General features: G+C 68.1%; 18 protein-coding genes. 4 read left to right on the top strand and 14 right to left on the bottom strand.

What is annotated here, in order from left to right; translation table 11 throughout:
* Window positions 1-67: 67 nt before the first annotated feature.
* The 14 genes from N5D91_RS15050 to N5D91_RS14985 form a co-directional block, all read right to left on the bottom strand.
* Window positions 68-1237, bottom strand: coding sequence for a substrate-binding domain-containing protein (locus N5D91_RS15050; RefSeq protein ID WP_049400282.1), 1170 nt, complete (start codon window positions 1235-1237; stop codon window positions 68-70).
* A 271-nt stretch (window positions 1238-1508) separates the two neighbouring features.
* A complete protein-coding gene (gspF, locus tag N5D91_RS15045; protein WP_180853964.1) occupies window positions 1509-2708 on the bottom strand; it encodes a type II secretion system inner membrane protein GspF in 1200 nt (399 codons plus the stop codon).
* Between the two features lie 7 nt (window positions 2709-2715).
* Window positions 2716-4149 (bottom strand): type II secretion system ATPase GspE, encoded by a 1434-nt coding sequence (gene gspE / locus N5D91_RS15040; protein WP_180853965.1) that lies wholly within the window; start codon window positions 4147-4149, stop codon window positions 2716-2718.
* The gene (gspD, locus tag N5D91_RS15035; protein ID WP_180853966.1) at window positions 4146-6527 is read right to left on the bottom strand and encodes a type II secretion system secretin GspD; all 2382 of its coding nucleotides are present in this window, start codon (window positions 6525-6527) and stop codon (window positions 4146-4148) included. The genes gspE and gspD overlap by 4 nt, the downstream gene beginning before the upstream one ends.
* Complete coding sequence (gene gspM, locus N5D91_RS15030) at window positions 6524-7051, bottom strand: type II secretion system protein GspM (protein ID WP_049463070.1); 528 nt, start codon at window positions 7049-7051, stop codon at window positions 6524-6526. The genes gspD and gspM overlap by 4 nt, the downstream gene beginning before the upstream one ends.
* Window positions 7048-8211 carry a type II secretion system protein GspL gene (gene gspL / locus N5D91_RS15025; protein WP_180853967.1) on the bottom strand — a complete coding sequence of 388 codons (1164 nt, stop codon included), beginning with the start codon at window positions 8209-8211 and terminating at the stop codon, window positions 7048-7050. The genes gspM and gspL overlap by 4 nt, the downstream gene beginning before the upstream one ends.
* A complete protein-coding gene (gspK, locus tag N5D91_RS15020) occupies window positions 8208-9113 on the bottom strand; it encodes a type II secretion system minor pseudopilin GspK (RefSeq protein WP_180853968.1) in 906 nt (301 codons plus the stop codon). The genes gspL and gspK overlap by 4 nt, the downstream gene beginning before the upstream one ends.
* A 9-nt stretch (window positions 9114-9122) precedes the next feature.
* Complete coding sequence (gene gspG, locus N5D91_RS15015) at window positions 9123-9560, bottom strand: type II secretion system major pseudopilin GspG (RefSeq protein ID WP_110712520.1); 438 nt, start codon at window positions 9558-9560, stop codon at window positions 9123-9125.
* A 57-nt stretch (window positions 9561-9617) separates the two neighbouring features.
* Window positions 9618-10178: a hypothetical protein gene (locus N5D91_RS15010; RefSeq protein WP_239496473.1), complete on the bottom strand. Its 561-nt coding sequence runs from the start codon at window positions 10176-10178 to the stop codon at window positions 9618-9620.
* Between the two features lie 144 nt (window positions 10179-10322).
* Window positions 10323-10874: a hypothetical protein gene (locus tag N5D91_RS15005; protein WP_110712521.1), complete on the bottom strand. Its 552-nt coding sequence runs from the start codon at window positions 10872-10874 to the stop codon at window positions 10323-10325.
* Window positions 10875-10932: 58 nt separating this feature from the next.
* Window positions 10933-11913, bottom strand: a complete 981-nt coding sequence (locus N5D91_RS15000; RefSeq protein ID WP_107433708.1) for a DUF4880 domain-containing protein — start codon at window positions 11911-11913, stop codon at window positions 10933-10935.
* A 69-nt stretch (window positions 11914-11982) separates the two neighbouring features.
* On the bottom strand, window positions 11983-12513 hold the full coding sequence (locus tag N5D91_RS14995) for a sigma-70 family RNA polymerase sigma factor (protein WP_180853969.1): 531 nt from the start codon (window positions 12511-12513) through the stop codon (window positions 11983-11985).
* 16 nt (window positions 12514-12529) lie between these two features.
* Window positions 12530-13210: a TonB-dependent receptor gene (locus N5D91_RS14990; protein WP_180853970.1), complete on the bottom strand. Its 681-nt coding sequence runs from the start codon at window positions 13208-13210 to the stop codon at window positions 12530-12532.
* Window positions 13211-13667: 457 nt separating this feature from the next.
* Window positions 13668-14132, bottom strand: a complete 465-nt coding sequence (locus N5D91_RS14985) for an Lrp/AsnC family transcriptional regulator (RefSeq protein WP_005413654.1) — start codon at window positions 14130-14132, stop codon at window positions 13668-13670.
* A 127-nt stretch (window positions 14133-14259) separates the two neighbouring features.
* On the opposite strand from N5D91_RS14985, the gene N5D91_RS14980 reads away from it, so the two are divergent.
* The 4 genes from N5D91_RS14980 (at window position 14260) to N5D91_RS14965 (ending at window position 17485) form a co-directional block, all read left to right on the top strand.
* On the top strand, window positions 14260-14991 hold the full coding sequence (locus tag N5D91_RS14980) for an AzlC family ABC transporter permease (RefSeq protein WP_180853971.1): 732 nt from the start codon (window positions 14260-14262) through the stop codon (window positions 14989-14991).
* Window positions 14988-15302 (top strand): AzlD family protein, encoded by a 315-nt coding sequence (locus N5D91_RS14975; protein WP_107433709.1) that lies wholly within the window; start codon window positions 14988-14990, stop codon window positions 15300-15302. The genes N5D91_RS14980 and N5D91_RS14975 overlap by 4 nt, the downstream gene beginning before the upstream one ends.
* A gap of 228 nt (window positions 15303-15530) precedes the next feature.
* A complete protein-coding gene (locus N5D91_RS14970) occupies window positions 15531-15959 on the top strand; it encodes a PAS sensor domain-containing protein (RefSeq protein WP_032128130.1) in 429 nt (142 codons plus the stop codon).
* Window positions 15956-17485 carry a sulfite reductase flavoprotein subunit alpha gene (locus N5D91_RS14965; protein ID WP_180853972.1) on the top strand — a complete coding sequence of 510 codons (1530 nt, stop codon included), beginning with the start codon at window positions 15956-15958 and terminating at the stop codon, window positions 17483-17485. Before N5D91_RS14970 ends, N5D91_RS14965 begins: the two co-directional genes overlap by 4 nt.
* The last annotated feature ends 24 nt before the right edge of the window (window positions 17486-17509 follow it).

Here is a 17509-nt window from a genome sequence, read left to right as displayed (position 1 = left end):
TTCGGCGCGACCACAAAAAAAAGGCGCCGACCTCGCGGTCGGCGCCCTGTTCAGCAGGTACGGTGGATCAACGGCCGATACCGGCGCAGGTGCTGGCGTTGCCCAGACCGGTGGCCGGGGTGGCCGAGATCAGGTTGTTGGCAACGGCTTCACGCCAGGTCTGGGTCAGCGGGATGAAACCGTGCGCACGCACGGCAGCATCGTTGTTGCCATCCACGCCCAGGTTGTAGTGCTTTTCCAGGAAGTTGCGCACGGCCTGGCGCTGCGGCAGGGTGCGGTAGCACTGTGCGAACACCAGGTTGGTGTAACCGGCGATCGGGTAGCCGGCGGTCGGGTTGGTGAACACCGGCACCCACTTGGCCGGGTTGGCAATGTCGGCACCGGTCGGCGGGGCGACGGTGTTCAGGGTAGCGGCAACGCTCACTTCATCCGGCGAGAAGCCCTTCACCTTGGCAATCTTGGTCGCATCCTGCAGGTTCGGGATCACGTCCGGGCCGACATAGCCGATGGCGCCGGCAACCTGGTAGACACGGTTGTACAGCGAGGTGCCGCCGGTGGCCGGGGCCGCTTCCAGGAAGGCCGGCAGGTTGTTCTGCGCATCGCGGGTGAACAGATCAGCGAAGGTCGACTTGACCTGGAACTTGCCGCCGACCAGACGGGTGGCGCTCAGGTCTTCGGTGGCGCAGGCGGCGGTCAGGAAGCGGGTCAGCAGCTCGCTGGTGCCGCTGCTTTCGCCGCGGTAGATGACCTTGATGGCGCCGCTGCGGGCGCTGTCCAGCTGCGACCAGTCGTTGATCTTGCCCGAGAACACGCCGCAGATCTTGGCCACGTCAAGGTTCAGATCACCACCGGCCTTGTTGTACGGCACGGTGACCGAGGTGGCGACCGACGGCAGCTGCAGCACCGGGCCGAGCGTGGAGGCCAGCGCCGAGCTGTTGTAGTTGCTGATCTCGGTGCTGCTCAGGACCGAGTCGCTGCCAGCGAAATGGACGTTGCCGGTGCCGTTGGTGATGAACAGGCCGATGGTGTTCTCGAGGAACGCCTTCTTGCCGGTGCCCGAGCCGGTCACGGCGTAGCTGAAGTTGGCCGGCAGGATGCTGTCGGCCTGGCCCTTGTACAGATCGGCCGGCAGCGAGGCGCCACCACCGTTGATGAGGGACTGCTGGGCCGAAGCGGCACCGGCGGTGGCGAGCAGCGCGGTGGCAACCAGCGCGGCCAGGGTCTTGTACTTGTTCATGATCTTCTCCTGAAGGGTTTACTACGAAGGGAAACACCAAGGGAGGAACGGTCACTACACGCCTGCTGCCGCCGAGGGCCTCCCAGCCCACTCTGCGGCGACGTGGCTATGCTGGTCCGCGCCGATGACAGGCCGCTTAAGAAACCTGTGGAAGATCGAAAAAAGGTGTGGAGGATTGTGTGGAGAAATCCAGGCATCAGTAGATCCACGCCATGCGTGGATGCACCGCATATGACGCGCGTCGCGCAATCCGTCCACGCATGGCATGGATCTACTGCACCAGCTGGTTCATTTCCATGATCGGCATCAGCACGGCCAGCACGATCGTCAGCACCACGCCGCCCATCACCAGGATCATGGTCGGTTCCAGCAGCGCAGTCAGCGCCATCGCGCGACGCTCGATCTCGCGCGAGATCGTCTGTGCAGCGCGGTCCAGCAGTGGCGCCAGCGAGCCGGTCTTCTCGCCGCTGGCCACCAGGTGCACCAGGATCGGCGGATACACCTTCTGCACCCTCAGCGCAGCACCCAGCGCCGCACCTTCGCGCACGCGCGCAGACACGTCATCGGCACAGCGCGCCAGCAGCGCATTGCCAAGCGTCTGCCGCGCCGCCTCCAAGGCACGCAGCAGTGGCACACCGGCATCCAGCAGGATCGCCAGCGTCGAGGCAAAGCGCGCACTGTTCACGCCCAGCACGAAACGCCCGACCATCGGCACCCGCAGCAGCATCGCGTCCCATCGCAGGCGCAGCTCGGGCTTGCGCAGGGCCAACCGCCATGCCACCACCAACGCAGCGATGCCGAGCCCTGCCCACATGCCCCAGCTGCGCACGAACGCGCTGGCGGCCAGCATCACCTGGGTCAGCATCGGCAGCGTCTGCCGCGCCTGCACGAACGCGGTCACCACCTGCGGCACCACGTAGCTGAGCAGGAAGATCACGATCGCCACCGACACCAGGCTGATCGCCGCTGGGTAGATGAAAGCGGTCAGTACTTTGGCCTGCAGCGCGTTGCGTTCTTCGATGTAGTCGGCAAGGCGCTCCATCACACGTGCAAGATCACCGGAATCCTCACCGGCGCCCACCAGCGCCCGATAGATCGGCGGGAAATCGCGTGGCCGCGCAGCCAGCGCAACGGTCAGGCGCTGGCCGGCACGCACGTCGGCGCGCACGGCGGTGAGTGCCTGGGCCACGTGCGGGCGCTCGGCCTGTTCAATCACCGCACTCAATGCAGCTTCCAACGGCAGGCTGGCGGCCAGCAGGCTGGCCAGCTGACGCGTGGCCCAGGCCAGCTCGCTGGCAGACAGCCGCCGGGCGCCCCAGCCACTGCCCGCACCGCGCGCCGCGCGGACCTGCACGGGTGTCAGCCCACGACCGCGCAGCAGCTGGCGTGCGCCGCGCGGGCTGTCGGCGTCCAGCTGACCCTTCTCGATGCGGCCCTGCGCGTTGGCGGCATGGTAGTCGAACAGCGCCATGCAAGCCTCAGTCGTCGCCGGTGACGCGCAGGATCTCTTCCAGCGTGGTCACCCCGCTGTCGACCCAGCGCTGACCGTCCTGGCGCAACGTCCGCATGCCAGCACGTCGTGCCGCCTCGCGCAGCGCAGGTTCCCCCTGCCCTTCGTGGATCAGCGCACGCACGCGGTCGTCGACCACGAACAGTTCGTGGATACCGGTGCGTCCCCGGTAGCCGCTGTTGGCACAGGCCGCGCAGCCCACCGCACGCCACACGATACGGCCCTCGTCGTCCACCTCGGCGCGCCGGCACTGCGTGCACAGCCGCCGCACCAGCCGCTGCGCCAGCACGCCGCGCAGCGACGAGGCCAGCAGGAACGGTTCCACGCCCATGTCGGCCAGGCGGGTCACCGCCGAGATCGCGTCGTTGGTGTGCAGGGAGGCCAGTACGCCATGGCCGGTCAGCGACGACTGCACCGCAATCTGCGCGGTCTCCAGGTCGCGGATCTCACCGATCATGATGGTGTCCGGATCCTGGCGCAGGATCGCGCGCAGCGCCGTGCCGAAGCTCATGCCGATACGCGCGTTGACCTGGATCTGGCCGATGCCGGCGAAGTCATACTCCACCGGGTCTTCCACGGTGAGGATGTTGCTGGTGCTGCTGTCGAGCTGGCCCAGCGCGGCGTACAGCGAGGTGGTCTTGCCGCTGCCGGTCGGGCCGGTGACCAGCACGATGCCATGCGGCTGCCGGATCAATCCGGTGAACGTGGCCAGGGTGTCATCGGCCATGCCCAGGCGCTGCAGCTGCAGACGGCCGGCATCCTTCTCCAGCAGTCGCAGCACGGCGCGCTCGCCATGCCCGGTCGGCACCGTGGAGACGCGGATGTCCAACGGACGCCCACCCACCCGGATCGCGATGCGCCCGTCCTGCGGCAGCCGCTTCTCGGCGATGTCCAGGTGGGCCATGATCTTGATGCGCGACACCAGCGCCGCGTGCAGTGCGCGCCGTGGCTGCACCATGTCGCGCAGCGTGCCGTCCACCCGGTAGCGCACCACCGAATGGGTCTCGAACGGCTCGATGTGCAGATCGCTGGCGCCATCGCGTGCGGCCTGTGCCAGCAGCGCGTTGATCATGCGGATCACCGGCGCATCGTCCTGTGCATCCAGCAGATCGGTGACCTCCGGCATGTCCTGCATCAGCCGGTCCAGATCCACTTCACTTTCAGCAGCCCCGACCACGGCAGCGGCATCGCCGCCGTCACGGTACTGCTCACCCAGCCGCTGCTGCCAGGTCGCGGCATCCAGCGCCTGGAACGGCAGCGGGCCATGCCGTCGGCGCAGTTCGGCCACGGCCCACGCCGCGGTGTCGGCGGTGCCCAGCAGCACCGACTCGCCGCCAACTTCGGACAGCATCACGCCGTGGCTGCGCACCCAGGCGTACGGCAGTGACGCGGCGGTGCTCACGGCCCGATCACCAGTTCCGGCGTGTAGCCCAGCCCGCGCAGCTGCTGCAGTGCCGGGTCCAGCGTCGCCGGGTCGCGCGGCAATCGCACGCGCAGGCGTTGCCCGCTCTCGCCCGGCGTCGCTTCGGCATAGGCCTGCAGGCCCAGTGCCCGCACCTGCGCCACGCCCTGGCTGGCACGCGCCGGGTCCAGCCCCTGCGCGAACTGCACCAGCTGCGCATCGCCGTCACCGGACGGGTACAGCGCCGCCAGGCTGCTGTTCTGCAGCGGCTGGCCCTGGCCATCGCGTGCATTGCCCTGGCCGAGTACAGACAGGTCCTGCGGTGGCAGCTGCGGTGCCGACAGCGCCGGCAAGGCCCAGCTCTGTACCGGCTGCGCGCCGGCCTGCGCGTTGCGCATGTAGTCGTAGCGGTCGCGGGTCAGGCGCTGGCCGGCGGCCGGGTCACGCACCACGTGCGGGCGCAGGAACACCATCAGGTTGGTCTTGGCGCGCTTGCGCGTGTCGCTGCGGAACAAGGCACCCAGCACCGGGATCTTTCCCAGCCCCGGCACCGCATCACGGCCATGGCTGACGCTGTCTTCCAGCAGGCCACCCAGCACCATGATCTGGCCATCGTCCAGCAGCACGCTGGTATCCAGGGCGCGCTTGTTGGTGATGATGCCGGCCGTGCTGTTCGCGCTCTGCGCGTCGATGCTGCTGACTTCCTGGTAGATGTCCAGCTTCACCGTGCCGCCCTCGGAGATCTGCGGGCGTACCCGCAGCTTCAGGCCCACGTCCTCGCGCACGATGGTCTGGAACGGGTTGTTGCTGCCGCCACCACCGTCGGTCACGTAGCGGCCGCTGACGAACGGCACGGTCTGCCCGACCATGATGCTGGCCGCTTCATTGTCCAGCGTCATCAGGTTCGGCGTGGACAGGATGTTGGCACCGCCCTTGCTCTGCAGCGCGTTGGCCAACGCCTTCATGTTGAGGATCTGGCCGACGCCGGGCAGGTTGATGGTGCCGTCGATCACGCCGATCTTCAGGCCATCCTTGGGCAGCACGTCCAGGGTGGTGCGTGCGGTGGTGTTCAGCCCGCTGCCACCGGTGGTGCCGCCGAAGTGGGTGCCGCCGAAGGTGCGGCCATTGCCCAGCATCCACTGCACGCCCAGTTCGGCCGCGTCGGTCTGGTTGACCTCCACGATCAGGCTTTCCACCAGCACCTGTGCACGACGCTGGTCGAGCTGGTCGATCACCCGCCGCAGGTTGCGGTACACCGGCTCGGGGGCGGAGATCAGCAGCGTGTTGGTGGCCACGTCCGCCTGCACCGAAATGCCATTCTGGCTGAAGCCGGTGCTGCCGGCGTCGATCGGGTCGCGGCGGTTCGGGTCCAGCCGTTGCGATTCCAGCGCATTGCCACCGGTCTTGGCCTGCTGCGGCTGCGACGGCTGCGCCGGTGTGGCGCGGTTGGCGTCACCCGGCAGTGGCGTGATGCCTTCGTTGCTGCCCATTGCCGGTGCATCGCTCTGCCCGGCCACCACGCCGCGCAGCACGCCGGCGAGCTGATTGGCCTGGGCATTGCGCAGGTAGACCACATGCAGGTTGCCGGACTCGTCCTGCGCGCGGTCCAGCTTCTCCACCAACTGCCGCGCCAGGCGCGTTCGGCCCGGGCTGCTGGAACGCAGCAGCACGCTGTTGCTGCGGGGGTCGGCCATCACCACCACCTTCTGGCTGGGCTCGGCGCCCTGGGCATCCAGCAGCGGCGCGACCATCGCCGCTACGTCTACGGCAATGCCCTGCTGCAGCTTCACCACATCGGTGTCCATGCCGGCCGGTGTATCGACACTGGCGATCACCCGCGCAATGCGCTCCAGATTGTCGGCATAGTCGGTGATCACCAGGGTGTTGTTGCTCGGGTTGGCGGTGATCGGATTGTCCGGGCTGATCATCGGCCGCAGCACCGCCACCAGCGCGGCCGCGTTCTCGTAGCGCAGCGCGAAGGTGCGCGTGGCGACCTCACCCCCTGCACCACCGGTGCCGACGCGCCCGCCCAACAGCTTGGCCTCGGCCTGCGGAACCACCCGGCTGACGCCGCCGTTCTCGACCACCGCGAAGCCACGCATGCGCAGCGCGCCCAGCAGCAACTGGTAAGCCTGGGTACGGCTGACCGGACCATCGGAAACCACGGTCATCTTGCCGGTCACCCGCGGATCAACCAGGAACTGGCGGCCGGTGAACCGTGCTGCCATGCGCAGCACGCCGCCGATATCGGTATCCACCAGGTTCAACTGCACCGGCTCATCGCGGGCGTCCTGCGCCTGTGCCGGCGTAACAACGTGAGCGGCACCCACGATCAGGGCCAATACAGTGCTGCAGGCAAGGCTGCGCATCGCCCTCATGAATGGCCACCCGCAGTGAGTGCCATCACGATGTTTCCGGATATCCGTGCCGCCGGCATGTTCGCATCCCCTGTGCGTGTCAGTTGCAGCTGCTGCAGTTCGATGGCCGGATCGGCCAGCACGGGCAGCAGCCAGTTCCACAGTGCGTCAGCAGGTACCGCCTGCACCTGCAGGTGCCAACGCCCGTCGCGTGCTTCGACATGCAGTCCATCGGCGAGGCCGGCGGACTTGATTCCATTACGCAGCGCGGCCAGCGTCGGGCGCTGCCCCTGCACCTGCTGCTGGCGTTCGCGTGCACGCAGCAGCGGCGCCAGTGCGCGCGCCTGCGCCTGCAGCCGCGGCAGCTCAGCCTGCCAGTGCGCACGCTGTTTCAGCAGCGGCTCCAGCCAGAAGGACCACAGCCCCGCTGCCAGCAGCGCCAGCACCATCACCCACAGCATCCAGCGGTCGCGCGGCGGCAGGTGTTGCCAGCGTCGCTGCAGACCGGCCACACCCTCGCCCAGGCGCATAGCTCTGGCGGTCACTGTCCGCCCCCGCTCACGCGCAGGCGTCCACCGGCCTCGCGCGCCAGCTGCAGGCCCTGCACCTGCACCGCCTGCTGCCACTGTTCCAGCCGCTGTGCGTCATCGGCTACCGCCTGCGCATCGGCGTCCAGCTCCAGTTCCAACTGGCCGGGTTGATAGTGCAGGCCGCGCACCTGGCCGCCCAACTCCGGAATCGCCTGCAGCATCGTTGCGACCTGCCGCTGCACCGGTGGCAACGGCGGCGCCGGCAACGGCACGGCCAGCGCGCGCCGCGCCTGCAGCACCGGGTCCACCACATCGGTGATCTCCGGAAAGTGCGAGCTGAACTGCCGCGCCATGTCCTGCTGCAACGCCTCGCCCTCGCTGCGCCAGCGCGAGACCTGCAGCTGCAGCCCAAGCGCAGCCAGCAACACCGCCGCCAATGCGAGGCCGATCGCCACGCGGGGTGCCTGCCTGCTGCGACCCGGCAGTGGCAACGACCACGCTGGCGCGGGTCCGCACGCCTGCCGTTCATGCGCGACCACGGTGGCCGGCAGGTTCTCCGGCCACGCCGACGGCACGCTGTCGATCCACTGCACGGCCTGCACCCCGGATTGCTGAAGACGCGCCGCGAGCGACTGCAGCACCGTCGCTGTGTCGCGCCCACCGCACCACTGCACAAAGCCACGATCGCGCCCGCAGCGCACCAGCAGATGCTCACCGGCAGCCTGCAGCGTTGCCTGACCGTTCTGCCACGGCAGCAGCAGCGGGGTCGGGTACAGTGCCTGCAGCTGCAGTGCACATGAAGCCAGCAGCTGTTGCGCCTGCAGGACTGCCTGCTGGCCAAGCCACGCCACCGGAACCGTGCCGTCCGCCGCCTGCGCACCGTGTGCCAACGCGACCTCCTGCAGGTCATCCAGCAGCATCGCCTCTACTTCGCCCTGCAGTGCGGCCTGCAGCCTGCGGCCCGACAGTGGCGGCAACTGCAGTTCCAGCAGGATCAGGTCCTGCGGATCGAGACAGGCCAGCACCTCGGCCTGCGGATGACGTTGCCCGAGCACGGCCAAGCCCTCGCGGCCATGGGCCAGCACCCCACCCTTGTGCATCTGCGCCCACTCGACCGTACTGTCGGCGCGCAGGTGTTCCAGCGCCGGCAGGCGCACCCTCAGCTGCACGCTCATGCGCCAATCCTCGTCCACACACGCTGCACGCGCACACTGTCATCGCGGTACTCGCGCCAGATCAGGGCCCGGAAGTCGACCGCATTGCCATCGGCCTGTACCTGGCCGACGGCAAGGAACCACTCGCTATGAATGCCAAGCGGCACCACGGCCATCTGCGCGTTGCTCAGTTGCAGTCGATTGGCGATATCGCCGCGGTTGAGCAGCCAATGGCCACCATCGCGCTCACCGAGCAGCGCCTGCAGGCGCCCCGGCTCCACGCCGGGAGTGACCGCCTGCAACACGCTGATGTCACTGGTGTTGGCATTGACCAGGGTCTGGGCCGGCAGCACCACGGTGCGCCGTGCCAGTGCCTGCACCGCCACTGGGTCGGCGCCCGCCAGGGCCTGCTCGATCACCAATTCACGCGGCAACGGCGCCTGCGCCTGCAGGTCGCCATCACGCAGCCGCGCCTGGATGTGATCGGCAGCAGATGCACAGGCACCCTGCCCCAGCCCCTGCCCGGCACACAGCGCGATGAACGCGCGCCGTGCCTCCGGGTCCGGCTTGCCATAGGCCAGCAGGTTGCGCAGGTTGAACATGGACTGTGCATCGACCAGCTGCAACTGCACCGGCAGCGGCGCCTGCAGCGTCAGTGGACGCGCCCAACGGCCGCTGCGCACCGTGGTCAACTGCTCCTTTACATCGTCACGCAGCTGCTGCGCCGCGCGCTCCAGGGTGGCATCGACCGCCATGCGCACCTGCGCACGCAGCTGGTCGCCACGCAGCGCACGCAGCTGTGCCGACTGCCGGGTCAGCAGTGCAGTGGCAATCACCGCCACCAATGCCACCACCAGCAGGGCGACGATCACCGCCATGCCGCGCTGGCGGGTGCACGGGACCGAACGCGTCCGGGCTGTCATCTGCACGCCTCACAGCTGCCAGGAGCCGATGTCCGCGTTCCCGGCGTCGCCACCGGGCTTGCTGTCCGCACCCAGCGAGAACACATCGATGTCGCCATGGGTTCCGGGAATCTGGTACTGGTACGGATGGCCCCATGGGTCATTCGGCAGGCGATCCAGATACGGTGTCACCGGCATCGCACCGCCGCCCTGCGGCGGCTTCACCAGCGCCTGCAGGCCCTGTTCGGCGCTGGGATAGCGCCCGTTGTCCAGCTTGAACAACTTCAATGCCTGCATCAGCGCCGCGATGTCCTGGCGCGCCGCCACCACGCGCGCCTGGTCGGGACGGTCCATCAACCGCGGCACGATCAATGCCGCGAGTATGCCGATGATCACCACCACCACCATGATCTCGATCAGGCTGAAGCCCTGCTGCCGAGCCCTGCGACCACCCACCTGCCTTGCCATTGTTCCGCCCTCGTCATCCTGGAAGAGACCGCTGCGCCATGGTCAGCGGTGCATGTGTCAGTACGATAAACATCCGCCTGCTATTCGCTGCGCGTGTGCCTGTGCAGGCGCAGCACGTGCCGCAGGTACACATGCAGACTCGAACAAGTGCTGCGGCACGCTGGCCAGCGCATCGTCGATGCAGCCGCGCAGCAACGGGTGCGCGCAGGCCTGCAGCAGGCGCACGCACTGCATCGGCGACCACGCGGTGCCATGGTCGAGGCCGATGAACATCCGGTAGGCCTGGTGGTAGCGCAGATCGTCGTACACGCGCTGCGCACTGGTGAGATCACGCACGACCACCAGCAACGCCGCACGTTGCAGCTGCCGCACATCGCCCGCGTCAAGCGGCAGCGCGTTCATGGCCGCTTCGGGCCAGGGCCGCAGCTGCAGATCGAGGGCGCGCCGCAGCGCGGCCAGCGGATGCGCGCTGCTGTCCAGTGCCGCCCAGCGCGCCGCATCGGCCCAGGCATCACTGGACAGCACCCAGACCCACGAGTGCCCATAGCGCTGCACGTTCACAGGCGTGTGCCGAGCCTGCTCCAGCGACTGGCTCAGGTGGCGATCCAGTTCCAGCATGCTGATCCTGCGACTATCTGCCATCGGCGCCGCCCGTGCTCCACGACGCGTGGTGCGTCGTACTCTGGAGAAGACGTCAGCAAGGCAGGTGAAGCGACAACGCGAATGCGTCTCTGTGCGCTGCGTGGCGCTTCATCAGCAACGTCATCGCAGCGTCATCTGCCTGCAGGCTTCGCGCTCCAGTCGCGGCGCCTCGCCCCCGCAACGGCGCGCCAGTATCGCCACATCGCTGCGTGCGGCGAACGTTGCCAGCGCATTGGACATATCCACGTCATCGCACCATGACGCCATCGCAACACGCAGCGCCGGCAGCTGCCAGCCATCCATCACGCCCTGGGTGCCGGCCACGAACCAGTGCCAAAGACGATGGTGCTGTACCTGTTCGTGCAGTTGCACGAGATCGTCGATGCCGTGCATGCCCATCAGCAGCAGCACGCGCGCCATCGCCGCAGGCGGCAGCGTGCCGGCCTCAGCGAGGGGCAGCACCTGCTGCTGCAGCCGCAACAGCATCGCCAACGGGTGGGACTGCGGATCGAACTCCAGCAGAACGGCCTGTTGCTGCCATTGCGCATCGGAGACCACGCACACCCACGGCGATCCATAGCGATGCACCATCAAGGGCCGTCGCTGCGTGGTTTCCAGCAACGCCGACAGATTGCGGCGCAGATCCAGCACACCGATGGTCTCGTTGCGCATCCTTGGCGTCTCCTTGCTTGCAACAGCCCTGCGCGGCGCGCACGGCCAGCGTCTTCATCTAACCAAGGACGGCAATGCCACCCGGAAAGCGACGCAGATCCAGCGACATCGTCAGTCGCAGCTGCTCCAGCGCCGCGTCCGGATCATCGATGCGGAAACGGCCGCTGACCGGGGCCCGCGCCAATGCCGATTCGCCCAGCAGCACCTTGCCGCGGCGGTAGCGGTTGATTTCATCCACCACCTCGCGCAATGGAGCGCGGCGGAACACCAGCATGCCCTCGGTCCAGGCGCTCACTTCCGAGGCCAGGGCTTCGGCCACCACGCCACTGAGGCGCTCGTCGTACTGGGTCTGCTGGCCCGCCTGCAGCTGCAGGCGGCCCTGCGGGTGCTCGATGCGGGCGCTGCCCTGCAGGCAGGTCACCCGTACCTGGCCGTGGGTGTTGCGGACGTCCAGGCGCACCGCACCTTCATCGGCAATCACGCAGCCCGGCCCCGCGAACAGGGCAAGGCGCAGGCCTGCCTGGGTTTCGATCGCGGCCTGGCCCTGCACCAGCTCGAAGCCTTCGCCCTGCGTGTCCGAACGACGGCGCAGGCTGCTCTGCGTATCCAGTTCGATCTTCAGCTGCGGCAAGGGCGCGATCTGCAGCCGTTCACCGGTGCCGGTGTGGAAATCGGCCGCCATCGCCGTCACCGAGGGCCACAGCCCCAGCGGCGGGCGGATCGCCGCCACCACCACCAGACTGGCCGGTGCGGCAATCGCGGCGCCCAGGAAGGCGCGCCGGCTCCAGCGCTGGGCCGGCGTCGGCGCGACCGGCTGGCGCGCAGCAGCGGGCAGCTGTTCGCCGGCCAGGCGTACCTGCTCCCATTGCCGGCGCGCACGGCCGAATGCTTCGCGATGACGCGGATCAGCCTCGCACCACTCACGGAACCTGCGCCCATCGGCGGCGGTGGCCTCGCCCGAGGTCAGCCGCACCACCCACGCGTGGGCCTGACGCTCGACGGCATCCAGCGGGCGTTGCGGACGATCGTCAGGATCCATGGGGGCTCATGCCGGACCCGCACGCTGCGGGGTTCTGCTCGGCGTCAAAGTGTAGACGGATGCCGCCGCTCAGAACCGCACCTGGCGCCCCTGCCCGCTGCGCTCGGCCAGGTAATCCTGGGCCGCCTTCAACTCACGCTGCACCAGCCGCAACGACACGCCCAGCTGGTCGGCGACGTCGCGCTGCTGCAGGCCATCGACGCGGATCGCCAGCAGGATGCGGCGTCGGCGCTCGGGCATGCGCTGCAGCAGGCCGACCATGTCTTCCAGCGCGAAATCCAGTTCGGCCGCCTGCGCCGGGCCCGGTGCCGGGTCGGCCATCTCCATCAGCGCATCCACCTCTTCCAGGCTCAGCAGGCGGTGGTCGGCACGCTGGCGGTCGATCACCGTGTTCATCGCCATGCGCAACAGGTAGGCCGCGGGGTTCTGCACGGCATCCAGGCGGTCACGGCGCGCACTCAGGCGCATCCAGGTGTCCTGCAGCGCATCGCCGGCCAGCTCCTCCGAGCCCAGCTTGCGCACCAGCCGGCGCTTCAGCTCGTCGTAGGCCCCCAGAAGGTGGTCCATCAGGTCAACTGCCCCAGCCGTACCGTTGCTCATGTTCGAATCCTTGAAGTCATGGAAGGGGCGCGCGCCGGCCACAGTCGTGGTCGGCGCCGGAAGGACGGATCTGCAGGGTTACCGGCTGCGGCAGCGCAGCGGCATCGCGCGCCAGCACCAGGCCCTGCAGCGCCTGAAGCAGGCGCGCATCGCGGCGGGCACTGCCACTGCCGGACAGCAGCTCGGGCTGCTGCACCTTGCCCTCGCCGTCGACGTGGAAGCGCAGCGTTGCGGCATAGCGGCCGGGCGCGATCTCGGGGTCGTCACAGAACGCCGCACGCAGGCGCTGCTGCAGCCCGCCATAGCGGCGCCGACGCTCGGCATCCGGGAGCTCGGCGCCAATACCGGGTTCGGCTGCCGCGGGCGTGCCCCGGCGCAGCACCACGCGCTGCTCGCCGATCACCTCGGCCTCGATACCGGAATCCTGCAGCAGGATCTGCAAGGCAGGCAGCGGCGCAAGGCTGGCGCGCAGCGCATGGCTGCTACGGCCCGCGGCAAGATCGCCCGGGTACATCACCGACCACCCGCTGATGACGCTGAAGCGCTCGACCGCCTGTTCCAGCGGCTGCGCGGGGATGTCGTAGGCATGAACACCGTCCTGCGCCACAGCGGCAAAGGACAGCAGCAGCCATGCGGCGATGGCCACCTTCCAAGTTCTGACCGCATGGTGTCCATTCAGCCCCCTGACGTAGAACACATGACCCTCGGCAGCGACAGCAGCTGCAGTGGACGCGCGCCACGACCGGAACCCCGGCCCGCGCGCGACCAGCAAGCGGGCTCAAACCGTACCGGGGGCACATGTCATTGCGATGACCGCTGCCCACGGCCGACCGTCGGGCCAGCCTTCCTGGAGCCAGTCACGGATCAGGCATCAAAGAATCGAACAGACCATATCCTCCAGGCGTGGGGTCAGAGCCCGTTGCACAGCAACGGGATCCGACCCCGACAGGTCGCGGGGAACTGTCAGGCGCGGGGCGGTGTGGGCAGGCAGGACCGTTGGCGCCATGGATGGCGCCATCGAGCCCCCATGGATGGGTCTACGGCGTGTCCTGCCTGGCCACACCGCCCCGCCGCCCTGGGAACATCGCCGTTGCAGTTGCTTCGGCCGTTGCCTCTGCGGGTGCCGGGTGCAACCCGGCCGGCCCCCCCCATCCTCAAAGCGGCAGCTGGGTGGTCTGCTTGATCCGCTGCATCGGAATCTCGGTCTTGGTGTTCTGCACCCCGGCAATCCGGTTCAGGTGCTGCATCTGGAACTGCCGGTAGGCATCAAGATCCGCCACCGCCACCCGCAGCAGGAAATCGCAGTCGCCCGCCATCAGATGGCATTCAAGCACTTCCGGGAAAGACTTGATGCTGTTGATGAAGTGGTTGGTGGTGTCCTCGTCCTGCCCGCGCAGCCACACCCGCACGAACACCGTGAAGCCACGCCCCACCTTGGCCTCGTTCAGCAGGGCAACGTAGCGGTCGATGTAGCCGCCTTCCTCCAGCAGCCGCACCCGCCGCAGGCAGGCCGAGGGCGAAAGGCCCACCAGCCGGGCCAGCTCCAGGTTCTGCAGGCGTCCGTCACGCTGCAGGGCGTCGAGAATGCGGCGATCAAGGTTGTCGAGCTGGTACTGCATGGAATTTCACCGTTGGCGACCTTGGCCGCATGGAATCTCAATATTCCCTAATCGAATGGCATCAACGCAACCCGATTTCGCGATCGGACCGCTAGCATGGGCCACCCCCACCTCGTTGTGCCGTTCCATGGACGCCCGTACCACCCTCCCCCTGCCCGACACCTGCGATACCGCCCCGCGCGCCGAATTCCTGCGCGGCCTGCGCGCCGCCGTACCGGTGATGATCGGCTTCATTCCCTTCGCCCTGGTGCTCGGTGCCCAGGCCGCCCAGAAGGGCCTGAGCGCGCTGGAAGTGCCGCTGATGACCGGCCTCAACTTCGCCGGCGGCTCGGAATTCGCTGCCGTCGAACTGTGGACCTCGCCGCCACATATCGCGCTGATCGTGGCGATCACCGCGCTGGTCAACAGCCGCCACCTGCTGATGGGTGCCAGCCTGGCCCCGCTGCTGCAGCACCTGCCGCGCCGCCGCGTGCTGCCGGCGCTGTTCTTCATGTGCGACGAGAGCTGGGCGATGGGCGTGGCCGATGCGCGCCGCCGTGCGCTCGGCTTCAGCCTGGCCTATTACCTGGGCGTGTCGGCAGGCCTGTACACGGTCTGGGTCGCCTGCACCGCGCTGGGCGCGATCGTTGGGCCGATGCTGGGCGACATCCACGCCTACGGTTTCGACATGGCCTTCCCCGCCGTGTTCCTGGTCCTGCTGCGCGGCATGTGGCAGGGCATGAAGGCCGCGCGCCCGTGGCTGGTCAGCCTGGTGGTGGCCACTGCCACCTACCTGCTGGTGCCGGGTGCGTGGTACGTGGCCAGCGGCGCACTGGCGGGCCTGGCCGCGGCCTGGCTGCTGGCGGAGGACGCGGCATGATCTTCAACGGATTGATCCACTGGACCTCGGTGCTGACCATCGTGCTGATGGCCGCCGCCACCTACCTGACCCGCATCGTCGGCTTCCTCGCGCTGCGCAACCGCACGCTGAGCAAGCGCGCGGTAACGGTGATGGAAGCCGCGCCGGGCTGCGTGCTGATCTCGGTGATCGCGCCCGACTTCGTCGCCGACAAGCCCGCCGACCTCGCCGCGCTGGCGATCACCCTGCTGGCTGCCACGCGGCTGTCGATGCTGCCGACGGTGCTGATCGGCGTGTTCTCGGCGGGTGTACTGCGCTATCTGATGGGCTGACGCGCTCGCCGTTCCTGTAGCGCCGAGCCCATGCTCGGCTGCTGGCATTCCCGCTTGCCGCGTGAGCCGAGCATGGGCTCGTCTCTGCAGAGATTCTCCCTGCGACACCCGGTCGCAGCCGTTCCCGCCACCCACTTGATCAATGTCAAACCGCCCGCCGCCGTGCGGGCGTATTTCTATGCAGGACCCGAACACGCCGGCGTTACCGGCATCCACAAGGACCCTGCGATGAGCTACACCCCCGACAACGCCCAGCTGCTGAATGCCATGCAGAACGTCATGGTGATCTCCACCACCGACCTGCAGGGCAACATCACCTACGCCAACGACCTGTTCTGCACGCTCACCGGCTTCGCCCGCGAGGAGCTGATCGGCCAGCCGCACAGCATCGTGCGTCATCCGGACGTACCCAAGGCCGTCTACAAGGACATGTGGGACACCATCAAGGCCGGCAAGACCTGGACCGGCATCGTGCCCAACCTCGGCAAGGGCGGCGTGCTCTACGTGGTGGACACCACCGTGCAGCCGCTGTTCGATGCCGAGGGCAACATCACCTCGTACATCAGCATCCGCCGCGTGGTGAACGACCTGATGCAGAACTACGACCTGGTCGAGTTCAGCAAGGAAAAGTTCGACGACTTCTACGAGGCCGCGTGAACGCCCTCCCGACCAGTACGCCCTTCAGCCGCCTGCTGGTGGGTTTCGCGTCCGAGTCGGGCAATGCCCGCGCCCTGGCCCAGCGCCTGGGCGCGGACCTGCAGCCGCACGCGCCGCAGGTGCTCCCGTTCAACGATATCGACGTGGCCAGTCTCGGCCACGGCGATGTACTGCTGGCGATCTCCAGTTCCTTCGGTGACGGCGAACCGCCAGCCAACGGCGAGCAGTTCTTCGAAACGCTGCGCCAGACCCCGACGCTGAGCGGCCTGCGCTATGCAGTATTCGGCCTCGGTGACACCGGCTACCCCAGCTTCTGTGGCTTCACCAAGGCGCTGGATGCCGTGCTGAGCGAGCGCCAGGCGCAGCCGCTGCTGCACCGCGTGGATGCCGACCTGGGCTACGAGCAGTTCTTCCAGCAATGGCAGCCAGTGCTGGGCCAGGTGCTGGACGGCGACGTGAACGCGGGCCAGGACCTGCACCTGCAGGTCACCGCCTATGGCGAAGACAACGCCTTTGCCGCCCCCATTCTGGAACGCCGCCGCTTGAACAGCAGCGACCCGGCCGCCTGGCACCTGCAGCTGGACATTGCCGGCAGTGGCATGGCGTACCGCGCGGGTGACACCCTGCACGTAGTACCCGAGAACGACCCTGCCCTGCTGCAGGCATTGGCCACCTGGTATGGCGACACCGCCGCCGTGGCCGCCCTGCATGACCGCGAGCTGCGCCTGCTGAGCAAGGGCGTGCTGCGCGAACTGGCCAGGCTCGGCGGCAGCGAGCTGCTGAAGGGCCTGCTGAAGGTCAGCCAGAAACGCGAGCTGGAAGCCTACCTGCACGGGCTGGACCTGCTGGACGTGCTGCAGGACCACGCTACCCCGGACAGCGTGCCGCTGGCCCGCCTGCACGAGCTGCTGTCACCGCGCCTGCCGCGCGCCTATTCGATTGCCTCGCACCCCTGCAACGACCAGCTGAGCCTGTGCGTGCGCGAAGTACGCTACACCCTGCGCGGCCGCGAGCGCGTTGGCACAGCCACCGGCAGCCTGCTGCACGGTGGCGACCATGCCCGTGTGTACTGCCGCTCCAACCCCGGCTTCCATCTGCCCGATACCGGCGAAGCCCCCCTGTTGCTGGTCGGCACCGGCACCGGCATCGCACCGTTGATGGGGCTGATGCAGGAGCTGCAGGCCAGCGCCTGTGCGCGCGAAGTGCACCTGGTGTTCGGCGAGAAGCACAGCCAGCACGATTACCTGTACCGCGAACAGCTGCAGGACTGGCACACGCGAGGCGTGCTGGCCGGCCTGCATACTGCATTCTCGCGCGACGGCGTCGAAAAGGTCTATGTGCAGCATGTGCTGCAGCAGCGCGGCGATGACGTGCGCGATGTACTGGCCCGCGGTGGGCATCTGTACCTGTGCGGCAACAAGAGCCATGTGGAAGGCGCGGTGCGCGAGGCCATCGATGCCATCGGTGGCGAAGGGCGCTGGGACGCGCTGCGGGGCGAAGGCCGCACCCATTGCGAGTTGTATTGATCCATTCCACTGGATTGCACGAAC

It is taken from the genome of Stenotrophomonas sp. GD03794, assembly GCF_029842145.1.
Lineage (GTDB): Bacteria > Pseudomonadota > Gammaproteobacteria > Xanthomonadales > Xanthomonadaceae > Stenotrophomonas > Stenotrophomonas riyadhensis.
This window is presented reverse-complemented; position numbering and strand designations above follow the sequence as displayed.

What these genes read in the sequence shown, in the direction of transcription:
- N5D91_RS15050 (WP_049400282.1), bottom strand. Translation starts at nt 1,237, where the DNA reads ATGAACAAGTACAAGACCCTGGCCGCGCTGGTTGCCACCGCGCTGCTC.
- gspF (WP_180853964.1), bottom strand. Translation starts at nt 2,708, where the DNA reads ATGGCGCTGTTCGACTACCATGCCGCCAACGCGCAGGGCCGCATCGAG.
- gspD (WP_180853966.1), bottom strand. Translation starts at nt 6,527, where the DNA reads ATGAGGGCGATGCGCAGCCTTGCCTGCAGCACTGTATTGGCCCTGATC.
- gspL (WP_180853967.1), bottom strand. Translation starts at nt 8,211, where the DNA reads ATGAGCGTGCAGCTGAGGGTGCGCCTGCCGGCGCTGGAACACCTGCGC.
- gspK (WP_180853968.1), bottom strand. Translation starts at nt 9,113, where the DNA reads ATGACAGCCCGGACGCGTTCGGTCCCGTGCACCCGCCAGCGCGGCATG.
- gspG (WP_110712520.1), bottom strand. Translation starts at nt 9,560, where the DNA reads ATGGCAAGGCAGGTGGGTGGTCGCAGGGCTCGGCAGCAGGGCTTCAGC.
- N5D91_RS15010 (WP_239496473.1), bottom strand. Translation starts at nt 10,178, where the DNA reads ATGCTGGAACTGGATCGCCACCTGAGCCAGTCGCTGGAGCAGGCTCGG.
- N5D91_RS15005 (WP_110712521.1), bottom strand. Translation starts at nt 10,874, where the DNA reads ATGCGCAACGAGACCATCGGTGTGCTGGATCTGCGCCGCAATCTGTCG.
- N5D91_RS15000 (WP_107433708.1), bottom strand. Translation starts at nt 11,913, where the DNA reads ATGGATCCTGACGATCGTCCGCAACGCCCGCTGGATGCCGTCGAGCGT.
- N5D91_RS14995 (WP_180853969.1), bottom strand. Translation starts at nt 12,513, where the DNA reads ATGAGCAACGGTACGGCTGGGGCAGTTGACCTGATGGACCACCTTCTG.
- N5D91_RS14985 (WP_005413654.1), bottom strand. Translation starts at nt 14,132, where the DNA reads ATGCAGTACCAGCTCGACAACCTTGATCGCCGCATTCTCGACGCCCTG.
- N5D91_RS14980 (WP_180853971.1), top strand. Translation starts at nt 14,260, where the DNA reads ATGGACGCCCGTACCACCCTCCCCCTGCCCGACACCTGCGATACCGCC.
- N5D91_RS14975 (WP_107433709.1), top strand. Translation starts at nt 14,988, where the DNA reads ATGATCTTCAACGGATTGATCCACTGGACCTCGGTGCTGACCATCGTG.
- N5D91_RS14970 (WP_032128130.1), top strand. Translation starts at nt 15,531, where the DNA reads ATGAGCTACACCCCCGACAACGCCCAGCTGCTGAATGCCATGCAGAAC.